Below are 22,185 nucleotides of genomic sequence, written 5' to 3' on the forward strand. Positions count from 1 at the left end.
GTTGGCCCGTGCCTTGCATTGCCTAGTCTCGACTGTACCTATGATTCCAGTGCAGCGGAGACTTTTTTATGCCCATTACCCCCAATTCATTGCTGCAGGCCCCTGTCCAGGCCAAGCCCCAGGTCGCCGTCAATTCACCGGCAGCGGCCCCGGACCTCGGGGATAGAGCCTCCAGCTTCGCTCAAGTCTTCGCCAAGCAGGCGCCTGCCAAAGCCACGGCCCCTGAGCCTTCGGTGAAACCGGCGCGCGACAAGGCCGCTGACAACACCGTCAAAAAAGACACCGGCAACGAAACGTCTGCCGCCCCGGAGCCGACGGTTGCCGATAGCGGCAAACCCTTGCCCGCGGAAAAACCGACCAGTGCCGACGACAAGGCTGCCAGCGATGACGGCGCGGCCTCGGCTGAACCGCCTGTGGCGGATGCGGCTCCTGTAGATCCGAGCCTTGACCCAGGCGTGCTGCCGGACATGACGGTGCCGGTCGCGACAGCCCCGGTGGAACCTGCCCCCGTGGTGGTCGCGGCTGAGGCCCAGTTAACCGGCGCAGTCGCGGTACCGGTTGTCCTGTCGGGCGCGCCGGTCCAGCCTGCTGTCCCGGTCGTCGATCCAACCTTCGATCCACAAGCCGATCCGCTCGACGCATTGCCCGCCTTGCGCTTGGCGATGGAGCAGGGCGGTCATGTTTCAGCCACCAGCCAGGCACAACCCAAGAGCGCTGCCCCGGCGTCCCTCGACGGTGAGCCGACGTCGGCGCAGACCTTTGCCGCCGGTATGGCCAGCATGCTCGGCGTGCAAGCCGATCAGAACAGCACCGAGTCCGGCAGCCAGGGCGGCGACAAGGCTTTCGGCGGTTTGATCAGCGAGGGCCTCAAGGACTTGGGGTCTGCGTCCAGCGACACCCGCGTGGACGATTTCGCCAACCGCCTGGCCGCACTGACCCAGGCCGCTACGCCCAAGACCGCCAACGCGGTGCCGGTCAACCAACCTATCGCGATGAACCAGAGCGGTTGGACCGAAGAGGTAGTCAACCGGGTAATGTACCTGTCCAGCGTCAATCTCAAGGCGGCCGACATCCAGTTGCAACCCGCCGAACTCGGGCGCTTGGATATCCGGGTGAACATGGTGCCGGACCAGCAGACCCAGGTCACGTTCATGAGCGCCCACTCCGGCGTTCGCGAAGCCCTCGAAGGCCAGTTGCATCGCCTGCGTGAAAGTTTTACCCAGCAGGGCATGGGCCAGGTCGACGTCAGCGTGTCGGATCAGTCCCGTGGTTCGCAGAACCAGGAGCAGCAGGCCCAGCAGCAAGCCAGGGCGGGGCGTACGACTTCCTCCGGTGGGGCGGTGGATGCCGCGGATGAAGCCGCTCCGGCCAGCATCGCTGAAGTGGCCGCCAGCACGACCAGCGTCATCGGCACCAGCGCGGTCGACTACTACGCCTGATCCAACGCTGTTCACCCCTCATGTGGGAGCGAGCTTGCTCGCGATAGCGGTTTGTCAGTCACCCTTTGCTGGGACTGATCCACCGCTATCGCGAGCAAGCTCGCTCCCACATTGGTTTTGTTGGGCTCTGAAGATCGTACTTACCCGTCATCTCACGTACCGACATTTCTGGCATAACACTTGCTCCTGCCTTGCCGTGCAACAGTGAAAACCCCGATTAGTGACGGATTATTGGCATGGCGAAGAGCGAAGCAGCAGCTGTAAAAGACCCTGCAACCAAAGGCAAACTCAAGCTGATCATCATGATCGTGGTGGGTTTGCTCCTGGCGATCGGCGTGTCCGTGGGGGCTACCTGGTATTTCATGCACAGCGCTCAAAGCAAACCGGCAGTGGCGGCCGAGGCTGCGCCAGTGGGCAAGCAGCCGGCGATTTTCGAACCGATGGCGCCGGCCTTCGTGGCCAACTACACCGTGAACGGTCGTCAACGCTACATGCAGGTCAGTATTACTTTGCAAGGTCGCAACCAGGCTGACCTGGAAGCGCTGCGGGTGCACATGCCGCTGATCCGCAATAACCTGGTGATGCTGTTTTCCGGACAGAGTTTCGACACCCTGGCCACCCCCGTCGGCCAGGAAATGCTGCGCCAGAAAGCCACGGCCAGCGTGCAGGAAGTGGCTCAGAAAGAGCTCGGCAAAGTGGTGATCGAACAGTTGCTCTTCACTAACTTCGTATTGCAGTAGGAACACGACATGGCCGTGCAGGACCTGCTGTCCCAGGACGAAATCGATGCGCTGTTGCATGGTGTCGACGACGGTCTGGTACAGACCGAAAACGCTGCTGAACCGGGCAGCGTCAAAAGCTACGACCTGACCAGCCAGGATCGCATCGTTCGCGGACGCATGCCGACCCTGGAAATGATCAACGAGCGTTTCGCCCGTTATACCCGCATCAGCATGTTCAACATGTTGCGCCGTTCGGCCGATGTGGCCGTGGGTGGCGTGCAGGTGATGAAGTTCGGCGAGTACGTGCATTCGCTGTACGTGCCCACCAGCCTCAACCTGGTGAAGATCAAGCCGTTGCGCGGCACCGCGTTGTTTATCCTCGACGCCAAGCTGGTGTTCAAACTGGTGGATAACTTCTTCGGTGGCGACGGTCGTCACGCCAAGATCGAAGGCCGTGAGTTCACCCCGACCGAGCTGCGGGTGGTGCGCATGGTGCTGGAGCAGGCCTTCATCGACTTGAAGGAAGCCTGGCAGGCGATCATGGAAGTGAACTTCGAGTACATCAACTCGGAAGTGAACCCGGCCATGGCCAACATCGTCGGGCCGAGCGAGGCCATTGTGGTCTCGACCTTCCACATCGAGCTCGATGGCGGTGGCGGCGACCTGCACGTGACCATGCCGTATTCGATGATCGAGCCGGTGCGCGAAATGCTCGACGCCGGTTTCCAGTCGGACCTCGACGACCAGGACGAGCGCTGGATCAATGCCTTGCGCCAGGACGTGCTGGATGTCGATGTGCCCATCGGCGCGACGGTCGCCCGGCGCCAACTGCGCCTGCGGGACATCCTGCACATGCAGCCGGGGGACATCATCCCCGTCGAGATGCCGGAAGACATGATCATGCGCGCCAATGGCGTACCGGCCTTCAAGGTCAAGATGGGCTCTCACAAAGGCAACCTGGCGTTGCAGGTGATCGAGCCGATCGAACGCCGCTGAGCGGTGTCGAATTTTTAAGTTTTGCGTTTCTAACTGATTTTTGCCCGCCGAGGACAAATGATGGCTAACGATATGAACACCCAGGATGACCAGGCGCTGGCCGACGAATGGGCTGCGGCCCTGGAAGAAACCGGCGATGCCGGGCAGGCTGACATCGATGCCTTGCTGGCCGCCGATAGCGGCAATCACGGCTCCAATCGGTTGCCGATGGAAGAGTTTGGCAGCGTGCCCAAGAGCAACGAACAGGTGACGCTGGACGGGCCGAACCTGGACGTGATCCTCGATATCCCGGTGTCGATCTCGATGGAAGTGGGCAGCACCGATATCAACATCCGCAACCTGCTGCAGCTCAACCAGGGCTCGGTGATCGAGCTGGACCGCCTGGCTGGCGAGCCGCTCGACGTGTTGGTCAACGGCACCTTGATCGCTCATGGCGAAGTGGTAGTGGTCAACGAGAAGTTCGGCATTCGCCTGACGGACGTGATCAGTCCGAGCGAACGCATCAAGAAGCTGCGCTGAGTGAAAGGTTTCCTCGCCGCAGCGTCGATGCTGCCATTGAGCGTGTTGGCGGCCGAACCGGTTGCCACGGCGGCCGTTGCGCCGGCGTCGGGCACGGGTGTCGCCGGGCAACTGGCGCAACTGGTACTTGGCTTGCTGCTGGTGCTGGGCTTGATCTTCTTTCTCGCCTGGATGCTGCGGCGCGTGCAGCAGGCGGGGCCGGCCGGCAAGGGCCAGGTCATCGACATCGTCGGTTCCCGCGCGCTCGGTCCGCGGGACCGGCTGGTGCTGGTGCAGGTTGGCAACGAGCAGATCCTGCTGGGCCTGAGCCCCGGCACCATCACCGCCTTGCACGTCCTCAAGGAGCCCGTTCAGGTGCCCGCCACCGAGCCGGCCAGCCCCGAATTTGCCCAGCGCCTCATGGAGCTGCTGGGGAAAGACCAGAAGGATAAAAAGTAATGCCGTTGCGCATTCTGTTGGCATTGGCCCTGATGCTGGCCGCACCGTTGGCGTTCGCCGCCGACCCGCTATCGATCCCGGCGATCACCCTGGGGACCAATGCCGAAGGCGCCCAGGAATACTCGGTCAGCCTGCAGATCCTGCTGATCATGACCGCGCTGAGCTTCATTCCGGCGTTCGTCATGCTGATGACCAGTTTCACCCGGATCATCATTGTCTTTTCGATCCTGCGCCAAGCCCTGGGCTTGCAACAGACCCCCTCGAACCAGATCCTCACCGGCATGGCGCTGTTCCTGACCATGTTCATCATGGCGCCGGTGTTCGACCGGGTGAATCAGGATGCGCTGCAACCCTACCTGGCAGAAAAAATCACTGCCCAGGATGCCGTGGCCAAGGCTGAAGTGCCGATCAAGGATTTCATGCTGGCCCAGACCCGCAGCAGTGACCTGGAACTGTTCATGCGCCTGTCCAAGCGCACCGACATCCCCAGTGCCGACCAGGCGCCGCTGACTATCCTGGTGCCGGCGTTCGTGACGTCCGAGCTGAAAACCGCATTCCAGATCGGCTTCATGATTTTCATCCCGTTCCTGATCATTGACCTGGTGGTCGCCAGCGTGCTGATGGCCATGGGTATGATGATGCTGTCGCCGCTGATCATTTCCCTGCCGTTCAAGATCATGCTGTTTGTGCTGGTGGACGGCTGGGCGCTGATCATCGGTACCCTGGCAGGCAGTTTCGGCGGTGTTTAGGTCTTTTGTGCAGGTAGGACGATATGACGCCTGAAGTAGCGGTAGACCTGTTCCGGGAAGCGCTCTGGCTGACCACCATGATGGTTGCCATCCTGGTGATTCCCAGTCTGCTGGTGGGATTGCTGGTGGCGATGTTCCAGGCCGCGACCCAGATCAACGAACAGACCTTGAGCTTCCTGCCGCGCCTGCTGGTGATGCTGGTGACGTTGATCGTCGCCGGCCCCTGGCTGGTGCAAACCTTCATGGAATACATCCTGCAGTTGTACGGCAGTATTCCGCAGTTGATCGGCTGATCTCATGTCGATGCTCGCGCTGACCGACACCCAGATCAGTTCCTGGGTGGCATCGTTCATCCTGCCGCTGTTTCGCGTCACCGCGGTGCTGATGAGCATGCCGGTCTTCGGTACGACACTGGTACCGACCCGGGTGCGTTTGTATTTCGCCCTGGCGATTACGGTGGTCATCGCGCCTGGGCTACCGCCGATGCCGCCGGTCAATGCCCTGGACCTCAGCGCGCTGATGCTGGTGGCCGAGCAAATTCTCATCGGGGCCTTGATGGGATTCTCGCTGCAGCTGTTCTTCCAGGCATTCGTGGTGGCCGGGCAAATCATCTCGATTCAGATGGGCATGGCCTTTGCGTCCATGATCGACCCCACCAACGGCGTCAACTCGGCGGTGATCGGTCAGTTCCTGACGATGTTGGTAACGTTGCTGTTTCTCGCCATGAACGGACATCTAGTGGTGTTCGAAGTCCTGACCGAGAGTTTTACCACCATGCCGGTCGGCAGCGCTTTGCTGGTCAATCATTTCTGGGAAATCGCCGGCAAGCTCGGCTGGGTCCTGGGGGCGGCGATGGTGCTGGTATTGCCGGCGATCACCGCATTGCTGGTGGTCAACATTGCCTTTGGCGTGATGACCCGCGCGGCGCCGCAATTGAACATCTTTTCCATTGGTTTCCCCCTGACCCTCGTACTGGGCATGGTGATTTTCTGGATCAGCCTGGGGGATATTCTCAACCAGTATCAGCCGCTGGCTACTCAGGCTTTGCAGTTGCTACGTGACATGGCACAGGCACGCTGAACCATGGCCGAAAGCGAGAGTGGTCAGGACAAGACAGAAGACCCCACGGAAAAGCGCCTGCGTGAGTCCCGGGAAAAGGGCGAGATTGCGCGATCCAAAGAGCTGAACACCCTTGCGATCATGCTCGCCGGTGCCGGCGGGCTGCTGATATATGGCGGCGGACTGGCATTGGATCTGCTGGAAATCATGCGCCTGAATTTCTCCCTGCCCCGGGAAGTGCTGCTGAGTCCTGGCGCCATGGCGCAGTATCTGTTGCATTCCGGCAAGATCGCGATCATTTCGTTGCAACCGATCCTGATTTTTTTGCTGTTGGCAGCTTTTCTAGGGCCGATTTCCTTGGGGGGGTGGCTGTTTTCCGGCAAGACCATGGCTCCGAAGTTCAGCCGGATGAACCCTGCTGCGGGTCTCAAACGGATGTTTTCCACCACGGCGGTCATGGAGCTACTGAAGGCGCTGGGGAAATTCCTACTGGTCCTGTTCGTCGCGCTGACGGTGCTGCAGGCCGATATCGACGACCTGCTGCGCATTGCTCACGAACCGCTGGAGCAGGCGATTATCCACAGCGTGCAGTTGGTGGGCTGGAGTACGTTGTGGATGGCTTGCGGCCTGATCCTGATCGCTGCCATCGATGTGCCGATCCAGCTCTATCAGAGCAAGCAGAAGCTGATGATGACCAAGCAGGAGATACGCGACGAGCACAAGGACCAGGAAGGCAAGCCGGAGGTCAAGCAGCGGATCCGGCAATTGCAGCGCGAGGTCTCCCAGCGGCGGATGATGGCGGCCATCCCCGATGCCGATGTGGTCATCACCAACCCGACTCACTACGCCGTCGCCCTCAAGTACGACCCCGAAAAAGGCAACGCTCCCGTGTTGCTGGCCAAGGGCAGTGACTTCCTGGCGCTGAAAATCCGTGAGATTGCCGTGGCCAATGAGGTGATGCTGCTCGAATCCCCGGCGCTGGCGCGGTCGATCTACTACTCCACCGAACTCGACCAGGAAATCCCTGGCGGCCTGTACCTGGCGGTGGCCCAGGTGCTGGCCTACGTCTACCAGATCCGTCAGCACCGCGCCGGCAAAGGCAAGCGCCCCGAACCGCTCAAGGACTTGCCGATTCCGCCGGATTTGCGCCGCGACTCCTGAGTCTGGCTGATACAAGCCCTGTGGGAGCGAGCTTGCTCGCGATTGCGTTGGATCGGTTGCCTACAGCAGTGACTGACAAATCGCTATCGCGAGCAAGCTCGCTTCCACAGGTCGGCGTCTTCTCAACCCCTCTATTCCAGCCTCCGGGAAAAGTTGGAAGGCTTCTTGCAATACCCCGCCTGCGCCCCTTCCGGGCGTCAAAAGTTTGCTTCACAGGAACGGGGAATATTGGTGGATCGCTCTCAGTTGTTCAGCGCCGCGCGCAGCAATGTCGTAGACCTCAGCCGGGGTAATCTGGGCGTGCCGCTGTTGCTGCTGGTCATGCTTGCCATGATGATGCTGCCGATGCCGCCGTTCCTGCTGGACGTGTTCTTCACGTTCAACATCGCCTTGTCGATCGTCGTGCTGCTGGTCTGCGTATACGCCCTGCGGCCGTTGGATTTCGCCGTATTCCCGACCATCCTGCTGGTGGCCACGCTGTTGCGCCTGGCGCTGAACGTGGCGTCCACCCGGGTGGTCATGCTCCACGGCCAGGACGGCCACGCCGCCGCCGGTAAGGTGATCCAGGCTTTCGGTGAAGTGGTGATCGGCGGCAACTACGTGGTCGGTATCGTGGTTTTCGCCATCTTGATGATCATCAACTTCGTCGTGGTGACCAAGGGCGCCGGACGTATTTCCGAGGTGAGCGCGCGTTTCACCCTCGATGCGATGCCCGGCAAGCAGATGGCGATCGACGCCGACCTCAACGCCGGCCTGATCGACCAGAGCCAGGCCAAGCTGCGTCGTCTGGAAGTGGCCCAGGAAGCCGAGTTCTACGGTTCCATGGACGGTGCGAGCAAATTCGTGCGCGGTGACGCCATCGCCGGCCTGTTGATTCTGTTCATCAACCTGATCGGCGGCATGGCTGTCGGCATCTTCCAGCATGGCATGACCTTCGGCGATGCGGGCAAGGTCTACGCCTTGCTGACGATTGGTGACGGTTTGGTGGCGCAATTGCCATCACTGTTGTTATCCACAGCGGCGGCGATCATGGTGACCCGTGCTTCGGGCTCCGAAGACATGGGCAAGCAGATCGGCCGGCAGATGTTCGCCTCGCCCAAGGCTCTGGCTGTTGCCGCCGGCCTGATGGCGGTGATGGGCCTGGTGCCTGGCATGCCGCACGTTTCCTTCCTGAGCATGGCGGCCATGGCGGCCGGTGGTGCCTACCTGTTCTGGAAGAAGCAGAACGTGCAGAAAGTCCAGGCCCTGCAAGAGGTCAAGCGCCAGCAGGAACTGTTGCCGTCGCCGGCCCGCGCCATGGAAACCAAGGAGTTGGGCTGGGATGACGTGACCCCGATCGACATGATCGGCCTGGAAGTCGGCTATCGCCTGATTCCGTTGGTCGACCGTAACCAGGGGGGACAGTTGCTGGCGCGGATCAAGGGGGTGCGCAAGAAGCTCTCCCAGGACCTGGGCTTCCTGATGCCCACCGTGCATATCCGCGACAACCTCGACCTGGCGCCGAGCGCCTATCGCCTGACGTTGATGGGGGTGATCCTGGCCGAAGCCGAGATCTACCCCGACCGTGAACTGGCGATCAACCCTGGCCAGGTCTACGGCAGCCTCAACGGCATTACCGCCAAGGATCCGGCTTTCGGCCTGGAAGCGGTGTGGATCGAAATCAGCCAGCGGGCCCAGGCCCAGTCCCTCGGTTATACCGTGGTGGACGCCAGTACCGTGGTGGCGACCCACTTGAACCAGATCCTGTACAAGCACTCCAGCGAGCTGATTGGCCACGAAGAAGTCCAGCAACTCCTGCAAGTACTGGCCAAAGGCTCGCCGAAGCTGGCCGAAGAGCTGGTGCCGGGCGTGGTTTCGTTGTCGCAGTTGCTGAAGGTGCTGCAGGCGCTGCTGGCCGAACAAGTGCCTGTGCGCGACATACGCAGTATTGCCGAAGCCATCGCCAACAACGCGTCCAAGAGTCAAGATACCGCCGCCTTGGTGGCCGCCGTGCGCGTCGGCGTGTCCCGTGCAATCGTCCAAAGCATTGTAGGCACTGAGTCTGAGCTGCCTGTGATCACCTTGGAGCCAAGGTTGGAACAGATATTGCTCAATAGTCTGCAGAAGGCAGGACAAGGCTCGGAAGAGGGTGTTCTGCTGGAGCCAAGCATGGCCGAGAAGCTGCAGCGTTCGCTGATCGATGCAGCCCAGCGGCAAGAGATGCAAGGCCAACCGGTGATCCTGCTGGTGGCCGGTCCGATTCGCGCGATGCTCTCGCGATTCGGTCGCCTCGCGGTCCCGGGGCTGCATGTGCTGGCGTACCAGGAAATACCGGACAACAAGCAAGTGACCATCGTTGCGACAGTAGGGCCCAACGGCTGAGGTAGTGGTTTATGCAAGTGAAGCGTTTTTTCGCCGCAGACATGCGTCAGGCCATGAAACTGGTTCGTGACGAGCTGGGCGCTGAAGCAGCCATCATTGGCAACCGTCGTATCGCCGGCGGTGTCGAGCTGACGGCGGCCCTGGATTACAAATTGTCGGCGCTGGCTCCACGGATTCCGAACATGGAACTCGAAGACGAGCTGCGCAAGACCCAATCGCGCATCGCCAGCGCCCAGGCCGAACTGAGCCTGCGCAGCAGCGAAGGCGAGGGTGCCGCGGGCACCAATCGTCAATTGTTCGCCGGTCAGCCGCTGACCGCCGGCCTGCCGTTGACCGCTGCCGAGCCGCTGATCGAACAGGCCCAGGCCGAACCGCGTCGTCCGGAGCCGGCACCCGCCGCGCCTGCCCGCGGGGTCGACCCGCGCGCCCTGGACTCGATGCGCTTCGAACTCAACAGCCTGCGCGAGCTGATGGAAGTCCAGCTCGGCTCCCTGGCCTGGAACCAGCTGCAAGGCAGCCGTCCGGCCCAGGCCAACCTGTGGCGTCGCCTGCAACGCATTGGCTTGTCCGGCCCGTTGTCCCGCGACCTGCTGGCACTGATCAATGGTATCGAAGAGCCGCGCCAGGCCTGGCGCATGCTGCTGGCGCACCTGGCACGCATGATCGCCACGCCGGAAGTCGAGCCGCTGGAAGAGGGCGGGGTGATTGCCATGGTCGGCCCTGCCGGCATGGGCAAGACCACCACCCTGGCCAAGCTCGCCGCCCGTTATGTACTCAAGTACGGCGCCCAGAGCATTGCCCTGGTGAGCATGGACAGTTTCCGCATCGGTGCCCAGGAACAACTCAAGACCCTGGGCCGGATCCTCAATGTGTCGGTGACCCATGTGGATCCGGGCCAATCCCTGGCCCAGGCGCTGGAGCCGCTGCTGCGCAAACGCGTCGTGCTGATCGATACCGCGGGCCTGCAAGCCAGCGATCCGGCCCTGCGCATGCAGCTCGAAAGCCTGGCCGGACGCGGTATCAAGTCAAAAAATTATCTCGTGTTGGCAACCACCAGCCAGAAACAGGTTCTAACCGCCGCATACCACAGCTACAAACGCTGCGGGCTGGCCGGCTGCATCCTGACTAAGCTGGACGAAACGGCAAGCCTGGGCGAGGTGTTGAGCCTGGCGATCGGTCATGAACTGCCGGTGGCCTACCTGACCGATGGGCCGCGGATCCCGGATGATTTGCATCTGCCGCGCCGTCATCAACTGGTCAGTCGTGCCGTGAGTGTGCAAATGCAGGAAGAACCCAGCGAAGAAGCCATGGCTGACATGTTCGCTGATATCTACCACAGCCCGACCAAGCAGGTTGGCTGAGGTAATCATGAATATTTTTTGTACCTACATCGATGGTCTGCCATGCATTGTTCCTTATGCGAACGCGCAGCCAGTAATGTGGCCTCCGTCTAAGAAGACAAGGTAAAGAACGAACATGGGCAGCATGCATCCCGTACAGGTGATCGCGGTGACCGGCGGCAAAGGTGGCGTCGGGAAGACTAACGTGTCAGTGAACTTGTCCCTGGCTCTGGCAGAGCTTGGCCGACGGGTCATGCTGCTGGACGCCGACCTGGGCCTGGCGAACGTCGACGTGTTGCTGGGGCTTACCCCCAAACGCACCCTGGCTGACGTGATCGAAGGCCGTTGCGAACTGCGCGACGTGCTGTTGCAGGGGCCGGGCGGGATTCGCATCGTGCCGGCTGCCTCCGGCACCCAGAGCATGGTTCACCTGACTCCGGCGCAGCACGCGGGCCTGATCCAGGCCTTCAGCGACATCGGCGACAACCTCGATGTGCTGGTGATCGACACCGCGGCTGGCATCGGCGACTCGGTCGTCAGTTTCGTGCGCGCCGCCCAGGAAGTGCTGCTGGTGGTCTGCGACGAACCGACGTCCATCACCGACGCCTACGCCCTGATCAAACTGCTTAACCGCGACTATGGCATGAACCGCTTCCGCGTCCTGGCCAACATGGCCCAGAGCCCACAGGAAGGACGCAACCTGTTCGCCAAGTTGACCAAGGTCACCGATCGCTTCCTGGACGTCGCCCTACAATACGTCGGCGCAGTGCCTTACGACGAAAGCGTCCGCAAGGCCGTCCAGAAGCAACGTGCCGTTTATGAAGCCTTTCCACGTTCCAAATGCGCGCTGGCGTTCAAGGCGATCGCCCAGAAGGTCGATACTTGGCCACTGCCGGCCAACCCCCGCGGGCATCTGGAATTTTTCGTCGAGCGTCTTGTGCAACAAACAGCAGGGCCCGTGTTATGACAGCCAGCGGTTACAACCATCTCTACAAAAAATCGGCACGGGACGCCCAGTACGAATTGATCGAGCGTTATGCGCCACTGGTCAAGCGTATCGCCTATCACTTGCTGGCGCGGTTGCCGGCCAGTGTCCAGGTCGAGGACTTGATCCAGGCCGGCATGATCGGCCTGCTTGAAGTGTCGAACAAATACGACGCCAGCAAAGGCGCCAGCTTCGAGACTTATGCCGGGATTCGCATTCGCGGGGCGATGCTCGATGAAGTCCGCAAGGGCGATTGGGCACCGCGTTCGGTGCACCGCAATACCCGCATGGTCAGTGACGCAATTCGGGCAATTGAAGCGAAAACCGGGCGTGACGCTAAAGATCACGAGGTTGCGGCCGAACTCCAGTTGAGTCTCGATGATTATTACGGGATTTTGAACGATACCTTGGGCAGCCGCCTGTTCAGTTTCGACGACCTGCTGCAGGACGGCGAACACGAAGGGCTGCATGAGGATGGCGCAAGTGCTCACATGGAGCCATCGCGTGACCTGGAAGATGAACGTTTCCAGAGCGCGCTGGCGGATGCGATTGCCAATTTGCCGGAGCGTGAGCGACTGGTCTTGGCGCTGTACTACGACGAAGAGCTGAACCTCAAGGAAATCGGTGAGGTCCTGGGGGTCAGCGAATCGCGGGTCAGCCAGTTACACAGCCAGTGCGCGGCCCGTTTGCGGGGGCGTTTGGGGGAGTGGCGAGCGCGTTGACAGGCAGTGTGGGGACACTGCGAACGAGGCTGGCCTGGCAGGTTCTGCGCCAGTCTCCATCCGTTGTGCTCCAGACCGTTGTCGAGTGTTGTGCCGGATTGATTGAAATGGCGCGTCCAGGTGCTGGGCGCGTTTAAGACTGCTTGGAGGTCGAATTGGACAAGAACATGAAAATCCTCATCGTTGATGACTTCTCAACGATGCGGCGGATCATTAAAAACCTGTTGCGTGACCTTGGGTTCACCAACACGGCCGAAGCAGATGACGGGACCACTGCGCTCCCGATGCTGCACAGTGGCAACTTCGATTTTCTGGTCACCGACTGGAACATGCCGGGCATGACCGGCATCGACCTGCTGCGCCAGGTGCGTGCCGACGAAAAACTCAAGCACCTCCCGGTGCTGATGGTGACTGCCGAAGCCAAGCGCGAGCAGATCATCGAAGCGGCCCAGGCCGGTGTAAACGGCTATGTGGTCAAACCCTTCACGGCCCAGGCGTTGAAAGAGAAGATCGAAAAAATCTTCGAACGCATCGGTTAACGGCGCCACGGGGGAGCTATGGACAACGAATCTTCAATGGGCGATTTCGAATCGACCCTGAAAAAACATGCCCGCGAACTGGTCGACAGCCTTGAAAAAGGTCGCTTTGGCGATGCGGTTCAAATGATCCATGAGCTCAACCAGACCCGTGACCGTGGTCTGTATCAGGAAGTGGGCAAGCTCACGCGTGAATTGCACAGCGCGATTGTCAATTTCCAGATCGACCCGCACATGCCGCAGGCCGAGGAAGTCTCGCAGATCACCGACGCCACTGAGCGCCTGGGGTATGTGGTCAAGCTGACCGAGGCCGCGGCGAACCGCACCATGGACCTGGTGGAAAGCGCAACGCCGCTGGTCAATGGCCTGAGCGAAGAAGCCCAGGCCTTGAGCAGCGACTGGGGCCGGTTCATGCGTCGCGAGGTCGGTGCTGAAGAGTTTCGGGAGCTGGCCCGTCGGGTCGACGGTTTCCTGACGCGCAGCAGCAACGAGAACCGCGCCGTGGCCAGCAACCTCAACGACATTCTGCTGGCCCAGGACTATCAAGACCTGACCGGCCAGGTGATCAAGCGAGTGACCCAACTGGTCACCGAAGTGGAAAGCAACCTGCTCAAACTGGTGTTGATGGCTAGCCAGGTCGACCGCTTTGCAGGCATCGAACACGACCGTGAAGCGATGCTTGCTGAAAAAGATCCACAAAAACATCTCTCTCAGGGTGAAGGTCCGCAAATTCATGCCGATAAAAGAGAAGACGTTATGTCCGGTCAGGACGATGTGGACGATTTGCTGTCCAGCCTTGGATTTTGATTTAGCCCTATTTTAGGAGCAGCCATTAATGAGCTTCGGCGCCGATGAAGAGATCCTTCAGGATTTCCTGGTTGAGGCCGGCGAGATTCTAGAGCAACTGTCCGAACAGCTGGTCGAGCTGGAAAGCCGACCTGATGATGCGGATCTGCTCAATGCAATTTTTCGCGGTTTCCACACTGTAAAAGGAGGCGCCGGCTTTCTCCAGCTCAACGAGCTGGTGGAGTGCTGTCACATTGCCGAGAACGTGTTCGACATCCTGCGCAAGGGTGAGCGTCGCGTTGATTCGGAATTGATGGACGTGGTGCTCGAAGCGCTGGATGCGGTCAACAGCATGTTCAGCGAAGTGCGTGAGCGCTCGCCGATTACCCCTGCCACTCCCGAGCTGCTCGCCGCGCTGTCGCGCCTGGCCGAGCCGCAATCGGCTGACGAAGCGGCGCCAGTTGTCGAGGCGGCGGTTGAAGAACCGGTCGCCGAGGCATCGGGCGATATCACCGATAATGAATTCGAACAGTTGCTGGACTCCCTGAGTGCCGTCAAGGCCCAGGCCGAGGCGCCAGTTGCCCAGGCTGCTCCTGTTGCGCAGGCCGCCGATGGGCCTGCCAGCGACGAAATCACCGATGCCGAATTCGAATCGCTGCTCGATCAGCTTCACGGCAAGGGCCAGTTCGCGCCGGATGCCGTTGTTCCGACAGCCGCCCCGGCCGCCCCAAAAGCGGCGGGCGACAGCTCGGACATCACCGACGACGAATTCGAAGCCTTGCTCGACCAGTTGCATGGCAAGGGCAACTTTGCCGTTGACGCGCTGGATTCGGCCATCGCTTCGGCACCGACGCCGGCCAAGCCCGCTGCCGCTGCCGCAGGTAGCGACCTGATCAGCGACCACGAATTCGAATCACTGCTCGATGAGCTGCACGGCAAGGGCAAGTTCAGCGAAGTCGGTACCGCTTCCGCTGCGCCTGCTGCCGCCACGGCGGCTGCACCGGCGGCCAAGGTTGCGCCCAAACCCGCCGCCAAGGCACCGGAACCCAAGGCGGAACCCGCCAAGCCTGCCGCCGCTGCTGCACCGGCGCCCGCCCGGGCTCCGGCGGCGCCTCCAGCGGAAAAACCGGCGAGCGAAGCCGAGACCACCGTTCGGGTCGACACCGCACGCCTGGATGAGATCATGAACATGGTCGGCGAACTGGTGCTGGTGCGTAACCGTCTGGTGCGCCTGGGCCTCAACAGTCAGGACGAAGCCATGTCCAAGGCCGTGTCCAACCTCGACGTGGTCACGGCGGATCTGCAGACCGCGGTCATGAAGACCCGGATGCAGCCGATCAAGAAAGTCTTCGGGCGCTTCCCGCGCCTGGTTCGTGACCTGGCTCGCCAGCTCAAGAAAGAAATCAACCTGGAACTGGTGGGTGAAGAGACCGACCTCGACAAGAACCTTGTCGAGGCCTTGGCCGACCCGCTGGTCCACTTGGTGCGCAACGCGGTCGATCACGGCATTGAGTCGCCGGAAGAGCGCGAAGCCTCGGGCAAGGTCCGCGGTGGCAAGGTGATTCTGGCCGCCGAGCAGGAGGGCGATCATATCCTGCTGTCGATCTCCGACGACGGCAAAGGCATGGACCCGAACGTGTTGCGTTCCATCGCGGTGAAACGCGGTGTGATGGACAAGGATGCCGCCGACCGCCTGAGCGACACCGAGTGCTACAACCTGATCTTCGCCCCAGGCTTCTCGACCAAGACCGAGATTTCCGATGTGTCGGGTCGTGGCGTGGGCATGGATGTGGTGAAAACCAAGATTTCCCAGCTCAACGGTTCGATCAACATCTACTCGACCAAGGGCCAGGGCTCGAAGATCGTCATCAAGGTCCCATTGACCCTGGCGATCATGCCGACCCTGATGGTGATGCTGGGCAACCAGGCCTTCGCCTTCCCACTGGTCAACGTCAACGAGATCTTCCACCTCGACCTGTCGCGCACCAACGTGGTGGACGGCCAGGAAGTGGTCATCGTTCGGGACAAGGCCTTGCCGTTGTTCTACCTCAAGCGCTGGCTGGTCAGCTCCGCGGCGCATGTGGAGCAGGGCGAAGGCCACGTGGTGATCCTTTCGGTGGGCACCCAGCGGATCGGCTTCGTCGTCGACCAGTTGGTGGGCCAGGAAGAAGTGGTCATCAAGCCGTTGGGCAAGATGCTCCAGGGCACCCCGGGTATGTCCGGCGCCACCATCACCGGCGACGGTCGCATCGCGTTGATCCTCGATGTGCCGAGCATGCTCAAGCGTTACGCCGCCCGGCGTATTTGATTCTGGAGGGGCGTGGCCCAGGGCCACGTCTCGTCTAACGGAGTGTTTATGGTAGTTAAAGTCCTGGTGGTGGACGATTCGGGGTTTTTCCGACGCCGCGTCTCGGAAATTCTTTCGGCGGACACGAGTATTCAGGTTGTCGGTACCGCGACTAACGGCAAAGAGGCGATCGATCAGGCCCTGGCCCTCAAGCCGGACGTGATTACCATGGACTATGAGATGCCGATGATGGACGGCATCACGGCGGTGCGGCATATCATGCAGCGCTGTCCGACCCCGGTCTTGATGTTCTCCTCCCTGACCCATGAAGGCGCCCGGGTGACCCTCGATGCGCTGGACGCCGGGGCCGTGGACTTCCTGCCGAAGAATTTCGAAGACATTTCGCGCAACCCCGACAAGGTCCGGCAGTTGCTGTGCGAAAAGGTCCACAGCATTTCCCGCAGCAATCGCCGTGTCAGTGCCTACAGCGCGCCGGCACCCGCCCCGGTCGCGGCGCCAAGCCCGGCGCCTGCGCCTGCGCCTTCGAGCAGCTTCAGTCCGGCACCGGTGCGTAGCGCCCCGGCACCTGCGCCGACGCGCTCGGCGCCTGCCAGTGCATCGTCGCCGGCACCCAAGCGCAAAGCCTACAAGCTGGTTGCCATCGGCACCTCCACGGGTGGCCCGGTGGCGCTGCAACGGGTCCTGACTCAATTGCCGGCCAACTTCCCGGCCCCTATCGTGCTGATCCAGCACATGCCCGCGGCGTTCACCAAGGCGTTTGCCGAGCGCTTGGACAAGCTGTGCAACATCAGCGTCAAGGAAGCCGAGGATGGCGACATCTTGCGTCCAGGCCTGGCGTTGCTGGCGCCGGGTGGCAAGCAGATGATGATCGACGGCCGTGGCGCGGTGAAAATCCTGCCAGGCGATGAGCGTCTGAACTACAAGCCTTGCGTGGACATTACCTTCGGTTCCGCCGCCAAGTCCTACGGTGACAAAGTTCTGGCGGTGGTGCTCACCGGCATGGGTGCCGACGGGCGCGAAGGCGCACGGCTGCTCAAGCAGGGCGGCAGTGCGATCTGGGCCCAGGACGAAGCCAGCTGCGTGATCTACGGCATGCCGATGGCCATCGTCAAAGCCGATCTTGCCGACGCGGTGTACGGGTTGGACGACATCGGTAGACACCTGGTCGAGGCCTGCCTGTAATGGATGTGCTCAGCCTGATTGGCATCATCATGGCGTTCGTCGCCATCATTGGCGGCAATTATCTGGAAGGCGGTCACCTGGGCGCGCTGGCCAACGGCCCGGCGGCATTGATCGTGCTCGGTGGCACCATTGGCGCGGCGCTGTTGCAGTCGCCCATGAGCGCGTTCAAGCGCGCCATGCAGGTGCTGATCTGGATTCTGTTTCCGCCCCGTGTCGACCTGGCCGGTGGCATCGACCGCGTGGTGAACTGGAGCCTGACCGCTCGCAAGGAAGGCTTGCTGGGCCTGGAAGGGGTGGCCGATGCCGAACCCGACAGCTACTCGCGCAAAGGCCTGCAATTGCTGGTGGACGGCGCTGAGCCGGAAGCCATCCGCAGCATCCTGGAAGTGGATTTCTACACCCAGGAAAGCCGCGACATCGAAGCGGCCAAGGTCTTCGAAAGCATGGGCGGCTACGCGCCAACCATCGGCATCATCGGTGCGGTGATGGGCCTGATCCATGTGATGGGCAACCTGGCCGATCCGTCGCAACTGGGCAGCGGCATCGCCGTGGCCTTCGTCGCGACGATCTATGGCGTGGCGAGTGCCAACCTGGTGCTGCTGCCGATCGCCGCCAAGCTCAAGTCCATCGCGTTGCGCCAGTCGCGCTATCGCGAAATGCTGCTGGAAGGAATTCTGTCGATCGCCGAAGGTGAAAATCCGCGTTCCATTGAGTTGAAGCTCCAGGGCTTCATGGACTGATGGGGGATATGGAGCATGGCACGTCGCAGGCATCGTGAAGAACACGTCAACCATGAACGCTGGCTGGTTTCCTACGCCGACTTCATCACGCTGCTGTTCGCTTTTTTCGTGGTCATGTATTCGATTTCGTCGGTCAACGAAGGCAAGTACAAAGTCATTTCCGAGGCGTTGATCGGGGTCTTCACTGATTCCGACCGGGCCCTCAAGCCCATTCCTATCGGTGAGGAGCGGCCCAAGACCACTACGCCGGCCAAACCTTTGGTCAAGGACAGCGAGCAGGTCGACGCCGGTATCGCCGGCAGTAGCGATCCGTTGAAAAGCATCGCCGACGACATCAGCGCGGCGTTTGGCGACCTGATCAGCTCCAACCAGATGACCGTGCGCGGCAACGAGTTGTGGGTCGAGATCGAACTCAATTCCAGCCTGTTGTTCGGCAGCGGCGACGCGATGCCCAGCGACATGGCGTTCAACATCATCGATAAGGTCGCGGCGATCCTCAAACCGTTCGACAACCCGATCCACGTCGAAGGCTTCACCGACGACCAGCCGATCCGTACCGCGCAGTACCCGACCAACTGGGAATTGTCCTCGGCCCGTTCGGCAAGCATCGTGCGCATGCTGGCGATGCAGGGTCTGAATCCCGGGCGCCTGGCTTCGGTGGGGTATGGCGAGTTCCAGCCGGTGGCCAACAACGCCACCGCCGAGGGGCGTGCACGCAACCGCCGCGTGATACTGGTGGTGTCGCGTAACCTCGATGTGCGTCGCAGCCTGACCGGTACCGGTACGGCCAATGCAACACCGGATGCGGCATTGAAGCGGGCTGGCACACAAACTGCACCGGCACCGGTCAAGTCGCCGGGAAGACAGAGTGCCGTCAATTCTCCGTCACCCGCTTTATAACCGAGCTATTTCTCGGTCGAGCCTGTTTCGACCGGGAGGAACGATCCGAATGAGAGTCTGGGCAGTCGCCAATCAAAAAGGTGGTGTGGGCAAGACCACATCTTCCATCGCTTTAGCCGGGTTGCTGGCCGAGGCGGGCAAGCGCGTGGTCATCGTCGACCTGGACCCCCATGGCTCGATGACCAGCTATTTCGGCTACGATCCCGACAGCCTGGAGCACAGCAACTACGACCTGTTCCTGCACAAGGGCGTTGTGCCCGAGGGCCTGCCGGGACAATTGCTGTTATCCACCAGCGACGAGCGGATTTCCCTGTTGCCGTCCAGCACTGCCCTGGCCACCCTGGAGCGACAGTCGCCCGGGCAGAGCGGCCTGGGCCTGGTGATCGCCAAGAGTCTGGCGCAGCTGTGGCAGGATTTCGATTACGCGATCATCGACAGCCCGCCACTGCTGGGTTTGTTGATGGTCAATGCCTTGGCAGCCAGCCAGCAGTTGGTGATCCCGGTGCAGACCGAGCATCTGGCGGTCAAGGGCCTGGAACGCATGGTCAATACACTGGCAATGGTCAACCGCTCGCGCAAGCAGACGCTGGCCTTCAACATCGTGCCGACCCTGTTCGACCGTCGCACCCAGGCGTCCCTGGGGACCCTGCGCGTGTTGCGGGACATGTACCCGGAGGACATCTGGCAAGGTTATATCCCCGTCGATACTCGCTTGCGGGATGCCAGCCGTGCCGGTGTGACCCCTTCGCAATTCGATGGCAAGAGCCGTGGCGTGCTGGCCTACCGCGCGCTGCTCAAGCATCTGCTGGCCCAACAGCTTGTTCCGCAGCAGGTGGCTTAAGGTGACGAGGCTTTCCAGTGGCATCGCGTTCGCTTGCGAGCGCTCAAGTCCTACCGCATTCATGCCGATAACCTCTTCAAGTGGCGCACTGTTCCCATGAGCCGCCCGATAAAGACAACCTCGCGTCCGCAAATGGCCCTGCAGTCCTACCTGGATGGGCTGTTGCAGGAAGCGACCGAAGAATTGCCACCACCGCCAAGCGTGATCGAGGCGTTGCCCGAACACGTCGAAGCCGAGGGTGTGCTGGATGAGTTTCAAGCGGCCGTGCTCGAAGAGCAGGCCCGTGACGCGCAGAAATCGGTGATCGCTGCGGCGGTCGAAGCACCGTTCATCAAGCCGCAACTGGCGGTCATGGACGCACCTGCGCCGATCCTGGCACCGGTCTCGACCGTTGCCCCGTTGCTGCAGGGCCTGGTGACGCCGGTGGTGGAAGTCCACTTGCCGCCGAGCAGCCCACCGCCACCGGTGCCGGGCGATGATCGTCCGGCCTGGGCGGCCGAGCCGTTCGAGTGTCTGTTGTTCGATGTGGCCGGGTTGACCCTGGCGGTGCCGCTGGTCTGCCTGGGATCGATCTACTCCCTGGCCGGGCAGGAACTGACGCCGTTGTTCGGGCAGCCGGAATGGTTCCTCGGGATCCTGCCGAGCCAGGCAGGCAACCTGAAGGTGCTGGACACGGCGCGCTGGGTGATGCCGGACCGTTATCGCGATGACTTTCGCCAGGGCTTGCAATACGTGATTTCGGTGCAAGGTTATGAGTGGGGATTGGCGGTGCACCAGGTCAGCCGTTCGCTGCGCCTGGACCCGAACGAGATCAAGTGGCGCAGCCATCGAGGGCAACGGCCATGGCTGGCCGGTACGGTGATCGAGCACATGTGCGCCTTGCTGGACGTTTCCGAACTGGCGGAGCTGATCGCCAGCGGCGGGGCAAAACACCTGGACGGCAGCAAGAAGCCGGTCCGGAAACCGAAATAAGACAACCGGCGGCGCACAGTCGCCGGACAGAATACACGCCGCCACAGGCGGTTTTTCGAGGGGTCAGGGTATGAATGATAAGGCGTCGTCTCAAAAGGGTTCTGAAGATCCGATTCTGCAATGGGTGACCTTCAAGCTCGATAACGAAACCTACGGCATCAACGTGATGCGCGTTCAGGAAGTGCTGCGCTATACCGAGATCGCTCCGGTACCGGGTGCACCGAGCTATGTACTGGGCATCATCAACCTGCGCGGCAACGTGGTCACCGTGATCGATACCCGTCAGCGCTTCGGCCTGATGAACGCCGAGATCAGCGACAACACCCGGATCGTCATCATCGAAGCCGACAAGCAAGTGGTTGGCATCATGGTCGACAGCGTCGCCGAAGTGGTTTACCTGCGCCAATCGGAAATCGAGACCGCACCGAACGTGGGTAACGAAGAATCCGCCAAGTTCATTCAGGGCGTGTGCAACAAGAATAACGAGTTGCTGATCCTGGTTGAACTGGACAAGATGATGAGCGAAGAAGAGTGGTCGGAACTGGAGAGTATCTGATTTGATTCTTGAGGTAGCAGTCATTGTCCTGTTCCTTTTCTGGGCAGGCACGTTGGCGATGTTCCTGGCATACATACGTGGCCAGCGGCAGATCGCCGCTCAGCAGGCCCAGGGCGATGCGCTGCGCGACCAGCGCATCAAGGACCTGGCCAAGCGTGTCGACGATTACCAGAACGGCACCGTGCGCATGGGCGAAGCGCTCCATGAGCTGCGTGCCGTGGTCGCGCCGTTGCCGGACAAACTCGCCCAGTTGGAACAGCGCGACCCCTCCAGCCTGTCCTTCGCCCAGGCCGCCCGCCTGGTGGGCATGGGCGCCAGCGTCGACGAACTGACCCAAGCCTGCGGCCTGACCCAGGCCGAGGCGGAGTTGATGAGCAAGCTGCACAAGGGCGGCTGATCGCCTTCACCCCGATCCAACTGTGGGAGCGAGCTTGCTCGCGATAGCGGTATATCAGTCAATATCAATGCCGACTGACAGGGCCCCATCGCGAGCAAGCTCGCTCCCACAGGTTTTTCTGGTGCTCACACACAGATCATTCCAACCCAAACGCAGTCCCTGTGGCGAGGGAGCTTGCTCCCGCTGGCCTGCGTGTAGGAGCTGCCGAAGGTTGCGATCTTTTGATCTTTCGCTTGGGACTCAAGTGTCTGGGGAAAGATCGCAGCCTCGTTGCACTCGACAGCTCCTACAGAGCCGAGCGGGAGCCAGCTCCCTCGCCACGATTGCCCGCGCTCTGGCGCAGAACCCATGTGGGAGCGAGCCTGCTCGCGATAGCGGTGTGGCAGTCAATATCAATGTTGACTGACAGGACCCCATCGCGAGCAAGCTCCTCCTACAGGTTTTCTGGCGCTTACAGAGTGATCAGTCCAGTCCAA

At 61.3% G+C, this 22,185-nt stretch carries 23 protein-coding genes; all 23 read left to right on the forward strand.

Going from position 1 to position 22,185, the window contains the following annotated elements; genetic code table 11:
* Nucleotides 1-68: 68 nt before the first annotated feature.
* The 23 genes from AD659_RS08720 (at nt 69) to AD659_RS08830 (ending at nt 21,709) form a co-directional block, all read left to right on the forward strand.
* Entirely contained in the window at nt 69-1,439 is a 1,371-nt protein-coding gene (locus AD659_RS08720; protein WP_053120285.1) for a flagellar hook-length control protein FliK, read from the forward strand.
* Nucleotides 1,440-1,675: 236 nt separating this feature from the next.
* Nucleotides 1,676-2,179 carry a flagellar basal body-associated protein FliL gene (gene fliL / locus AD659_RS08725; RefSeq protein WP_053120287.1) on the forward strand — a complete coding sequence of 168 codons (504 nt, stop codon included), beginning with the start codon at nt 1,676-1,678 and terminating at the stop codon, nt 2,177-2,179.
* A 9-nt stretch (nt 2,180-2,188) separates the two neighbouring features.
* Entirely contained in the window at nt 2,189-3,157 is a 969-nt protein-coding gene (gene fliM, locus AD659_RS08730; RefSeq protein WP_053120288.1) for a flagellar motor switch protein FliM, read from the forward strand.
* A gap of 60 nt (nt 3,158-3,217) precedes the next feature.
* Nucleotides 3,218-3,676 (forward strand): flagellar motor switch protein FliN, encoded by a 459-nt coding sequence (fliN, locus tag AD659_RS08735; protein ID WP_053120289.1) that lies wholly within the window; start codon nt 3,218-3,220, stop codon nt 3,674-3,676.
* Entirely contained in the window at nt 3,677-4,114 is a 438-nt protein-coding gene (gene fliO / locus AD659_RS08740) for a flagellar biosynthetic protein FliO (RefSeq protein ID WP_053120290.1), read from the forward strand.
* Nucleotides 4,114-4,863, forward strand: coding sequence for a flagellar type III secretion system pore protein FliP (gene fliP, locus AD659_RS08745; protein ID WP_053120292.1), 750 nt, complete (start codon nt 4,114-4,116; stop codon nt 4,861-4,863). Before fliO ends, fliP begins: the two co-directional genes overlap by 1 nt.
* 23 nt (nt 4,864-4,886) lie before the next feature.
* A complete protein-coding gene (gene fliQ / locus AD659_RS08750; RefSeq protein WP_003184009.1) occupies nt 4,887-5,156 on the forward strand; it encodes a flagellar biosynthesis protein FliQ in 270 nt (89 codons plus the stop codon).
* A 10-nt stretch (nt 5,157-5,166) separates the two neighbouring features.
* Nucleotides 5,167-5,943, forward strand: a complete 777-nt coding sequence (fliR, locus tag AD659_RS08755; protein ID WP_172681719.1) for a flagellar biosynthetic protein FliR — start codon at nt 5,167-5,169, stop codon at nt 5,941-5,943.
* Nucleotides 5,944-5,946: 3 nt separating this feature from the next.
* Nucleotides 5,947-7,083 (forward strand): flagellar biosynthesis protein FlhB, encoded by a 1,137-nt coding sequence (gene flhB, locus AD659_RS08760; protein WP_053120296.1) that lies wholly within the window; start codon nt 5,947-5,949, stop codon nt 7,081-7,083.
* A 231-nt stretch (nt 7,084-7,314) separates the two neighbouring features.
* Nucleotides 7,315-9,444 carry a flagellar biosynthesis protein FlhA gene (gene flhA / locus AD659_RS08765; protein WP_053121336.1) on the forward strand — a complete coding sequence of 710 codons (2,130 nt, stop codon included), beginning with the start codon at nt 7,315-7,317 and terminating at the stop codon, nt 9,442-9,444.
* Between the two features lie 11 nt (nt 9,445-9,455).
* Entirely contained in the window at nt 9,456-10,805 is a 1,350-nt protein-coding gene (flhF, locus tag AD659_RS08770) for a flagellar biosynthesis GTPase FlhF (protein ID WP_053120298.1), read from the forward strand.
* A 115-nt stretch (nt 10,806-10,920) separates the two neighbouring features.
* Nucleotides 10,921-11,751 (forward strand): flagellar synthesis regulator FleN, encoded by an 831-nt coding sequence (gene fleN / locus AD659_RS08775; protein WP_003184001.1) that lies wholly within the window; start codon nt 10,921-10,923, stop codon nt 11,749-11,751.
* Nucleotides 11,748-12,491: an RNA polymerase sigma factor FliA gene (gene fliA / locus AD659_RS08780; protein ID WP_003184000.1), complete on the forward strand. Its 744-nt coding sequence runs from the start codon at nt 11,748-11,750 to the stop codon at nt 12,489-12,491. The genes fleN and fliA overlap by 4 nt, the downstream gene beginning before the upstream one ends.
* 167 nt (nt 12,492-12,658) lie before the next feature.
* Complete coding sequence (locus AD659_RS08785; protein ID WP_003199125.1) at nt 12,659-13,030, forward strand: chemotaxis response regulator CheY; 372 nt, start codon at nt 12,659-12,661, stop codon at nt 13,028-13,030.
* Between the two features lie 18 nt (nt 13,031-13,048).
* Nucleotides 13,049-13,834: a protein phosphatase CheZ gene (locus AD659_RS08790; RefSeq protein ID WP_053120301.1), complete on the forward strand. Its 786-nt coding sequence runs from the start codon at nt 13,049-13,051 to the stop codon at nt 13,832-13,834.
* Nucleotides 13,835-13,862: 28 nt separating this feature from the next.
* The gene (locus AD659_RS08795) at nt 13,863-16,121 is read left to right on the forward strand and encodes a chemotaxis protein CheA (RefSeq protein WP_053120303.1); all 2,259 of its coding nucleotides are present in this window, start codon (nt 13,863-13,865) and stop codon (nt 16,119-16,121) included.
* A gap of 48 nt (nt 16,122-16,169) precedes the next feature.
* Nucleotides 16,170-17,303, forward strand: a complete 1,134-nt coding sequence (locus tag AD659_RS08800) for a protein-glutamate methylesterase/protein-glutamine glutaminase (RefSeq protein WP_053120305.1) — start codon at nt 16,170-16,172, stop codon at nt 17,301-17,303.
* A complete protein-coding gene (locus AD659_RS08805) occupies nt 17,303-18,043 on the forward strand; it encodes a flagellar motor protein (protein WP_003199135.1) in 741 nt (246 codons plus the stop codon). The genes AD659_RS08800 and AD659_RS08805 overlap by 1 nt, the downstream gene beginning before the upstream one ends.
* Before the next feature lie 15 nt (nt 18,044-18,058).
* Nucleotides 18,059-18,943, forward strand: a complete 885-nt coding sequence (gene motD / locus AD659_RS08810) for a flagellar motor protein MotD (protein WP_053120307.1) — start codon at nt 18,059-18,061, stop codon at nt 18,941-18,943.
* Nucleotides 18,944-18,992: 49 nt separating this feature from the next.
* Entirely contained in the window at nt 18,993-19,784 is a 792-nt protein-coding gene (locus tag AD659_RS08815; protein WP_053120309.1) for a ParA family protein, read from the forward strand.
* 96 nt (nt 19,785-19,880) lie between these two features.
* The gene (locus tag AD659_RS08820; protein WP_053120311.1) at nt 19,881-20,756 is read left to right on the forward strand and encodes a CheW domain-containing protein; all 876 of its coding nucleotides are present in this window, start codon (nt 19,881-19,883) and stop codon (nt 20,754-20,756) included.
* A gap of 70 nt (nt 20,757-20,826) precedes the next feature.
* Nucleotides 20,827-21,312: a chemotaxis protein CheW gene (locus AD659_RS08825; protein ID WP_003199144.1), complete on the forward strand. Its 486-nt coding sequence runs from the start codon at nt 20,827-20,829 to the stop codon at nt 21,310-21,312.
* Between the two features lies 1 nt (nt 21,313).
* On the forward strand, nt 21,314-21,709 hold the full coding sequence (locus tag AD659_RS08830) for a DUF2802 domain-containing protein (protein ID WP_003183966.1): 396 nt from the start codon (nt 21,314-21,316) through the stop codon (nt 21,707-21,709).
* Nucleotides 21,710-22,185 lie beyond the last annotated feature (476 nt).

Origin of the sequence: Pseudomonas thivervalensis (assembly GCF_001269655.1) — a bacterium.
GTDB classification, from domain to species: Bacteria; Pseudomonadota; Gammaproteobacteria; order Pseudomonadales; family Pseudomonadaceae; genus Aquipseudomonas; species Aquipseudomonas thivervalensis.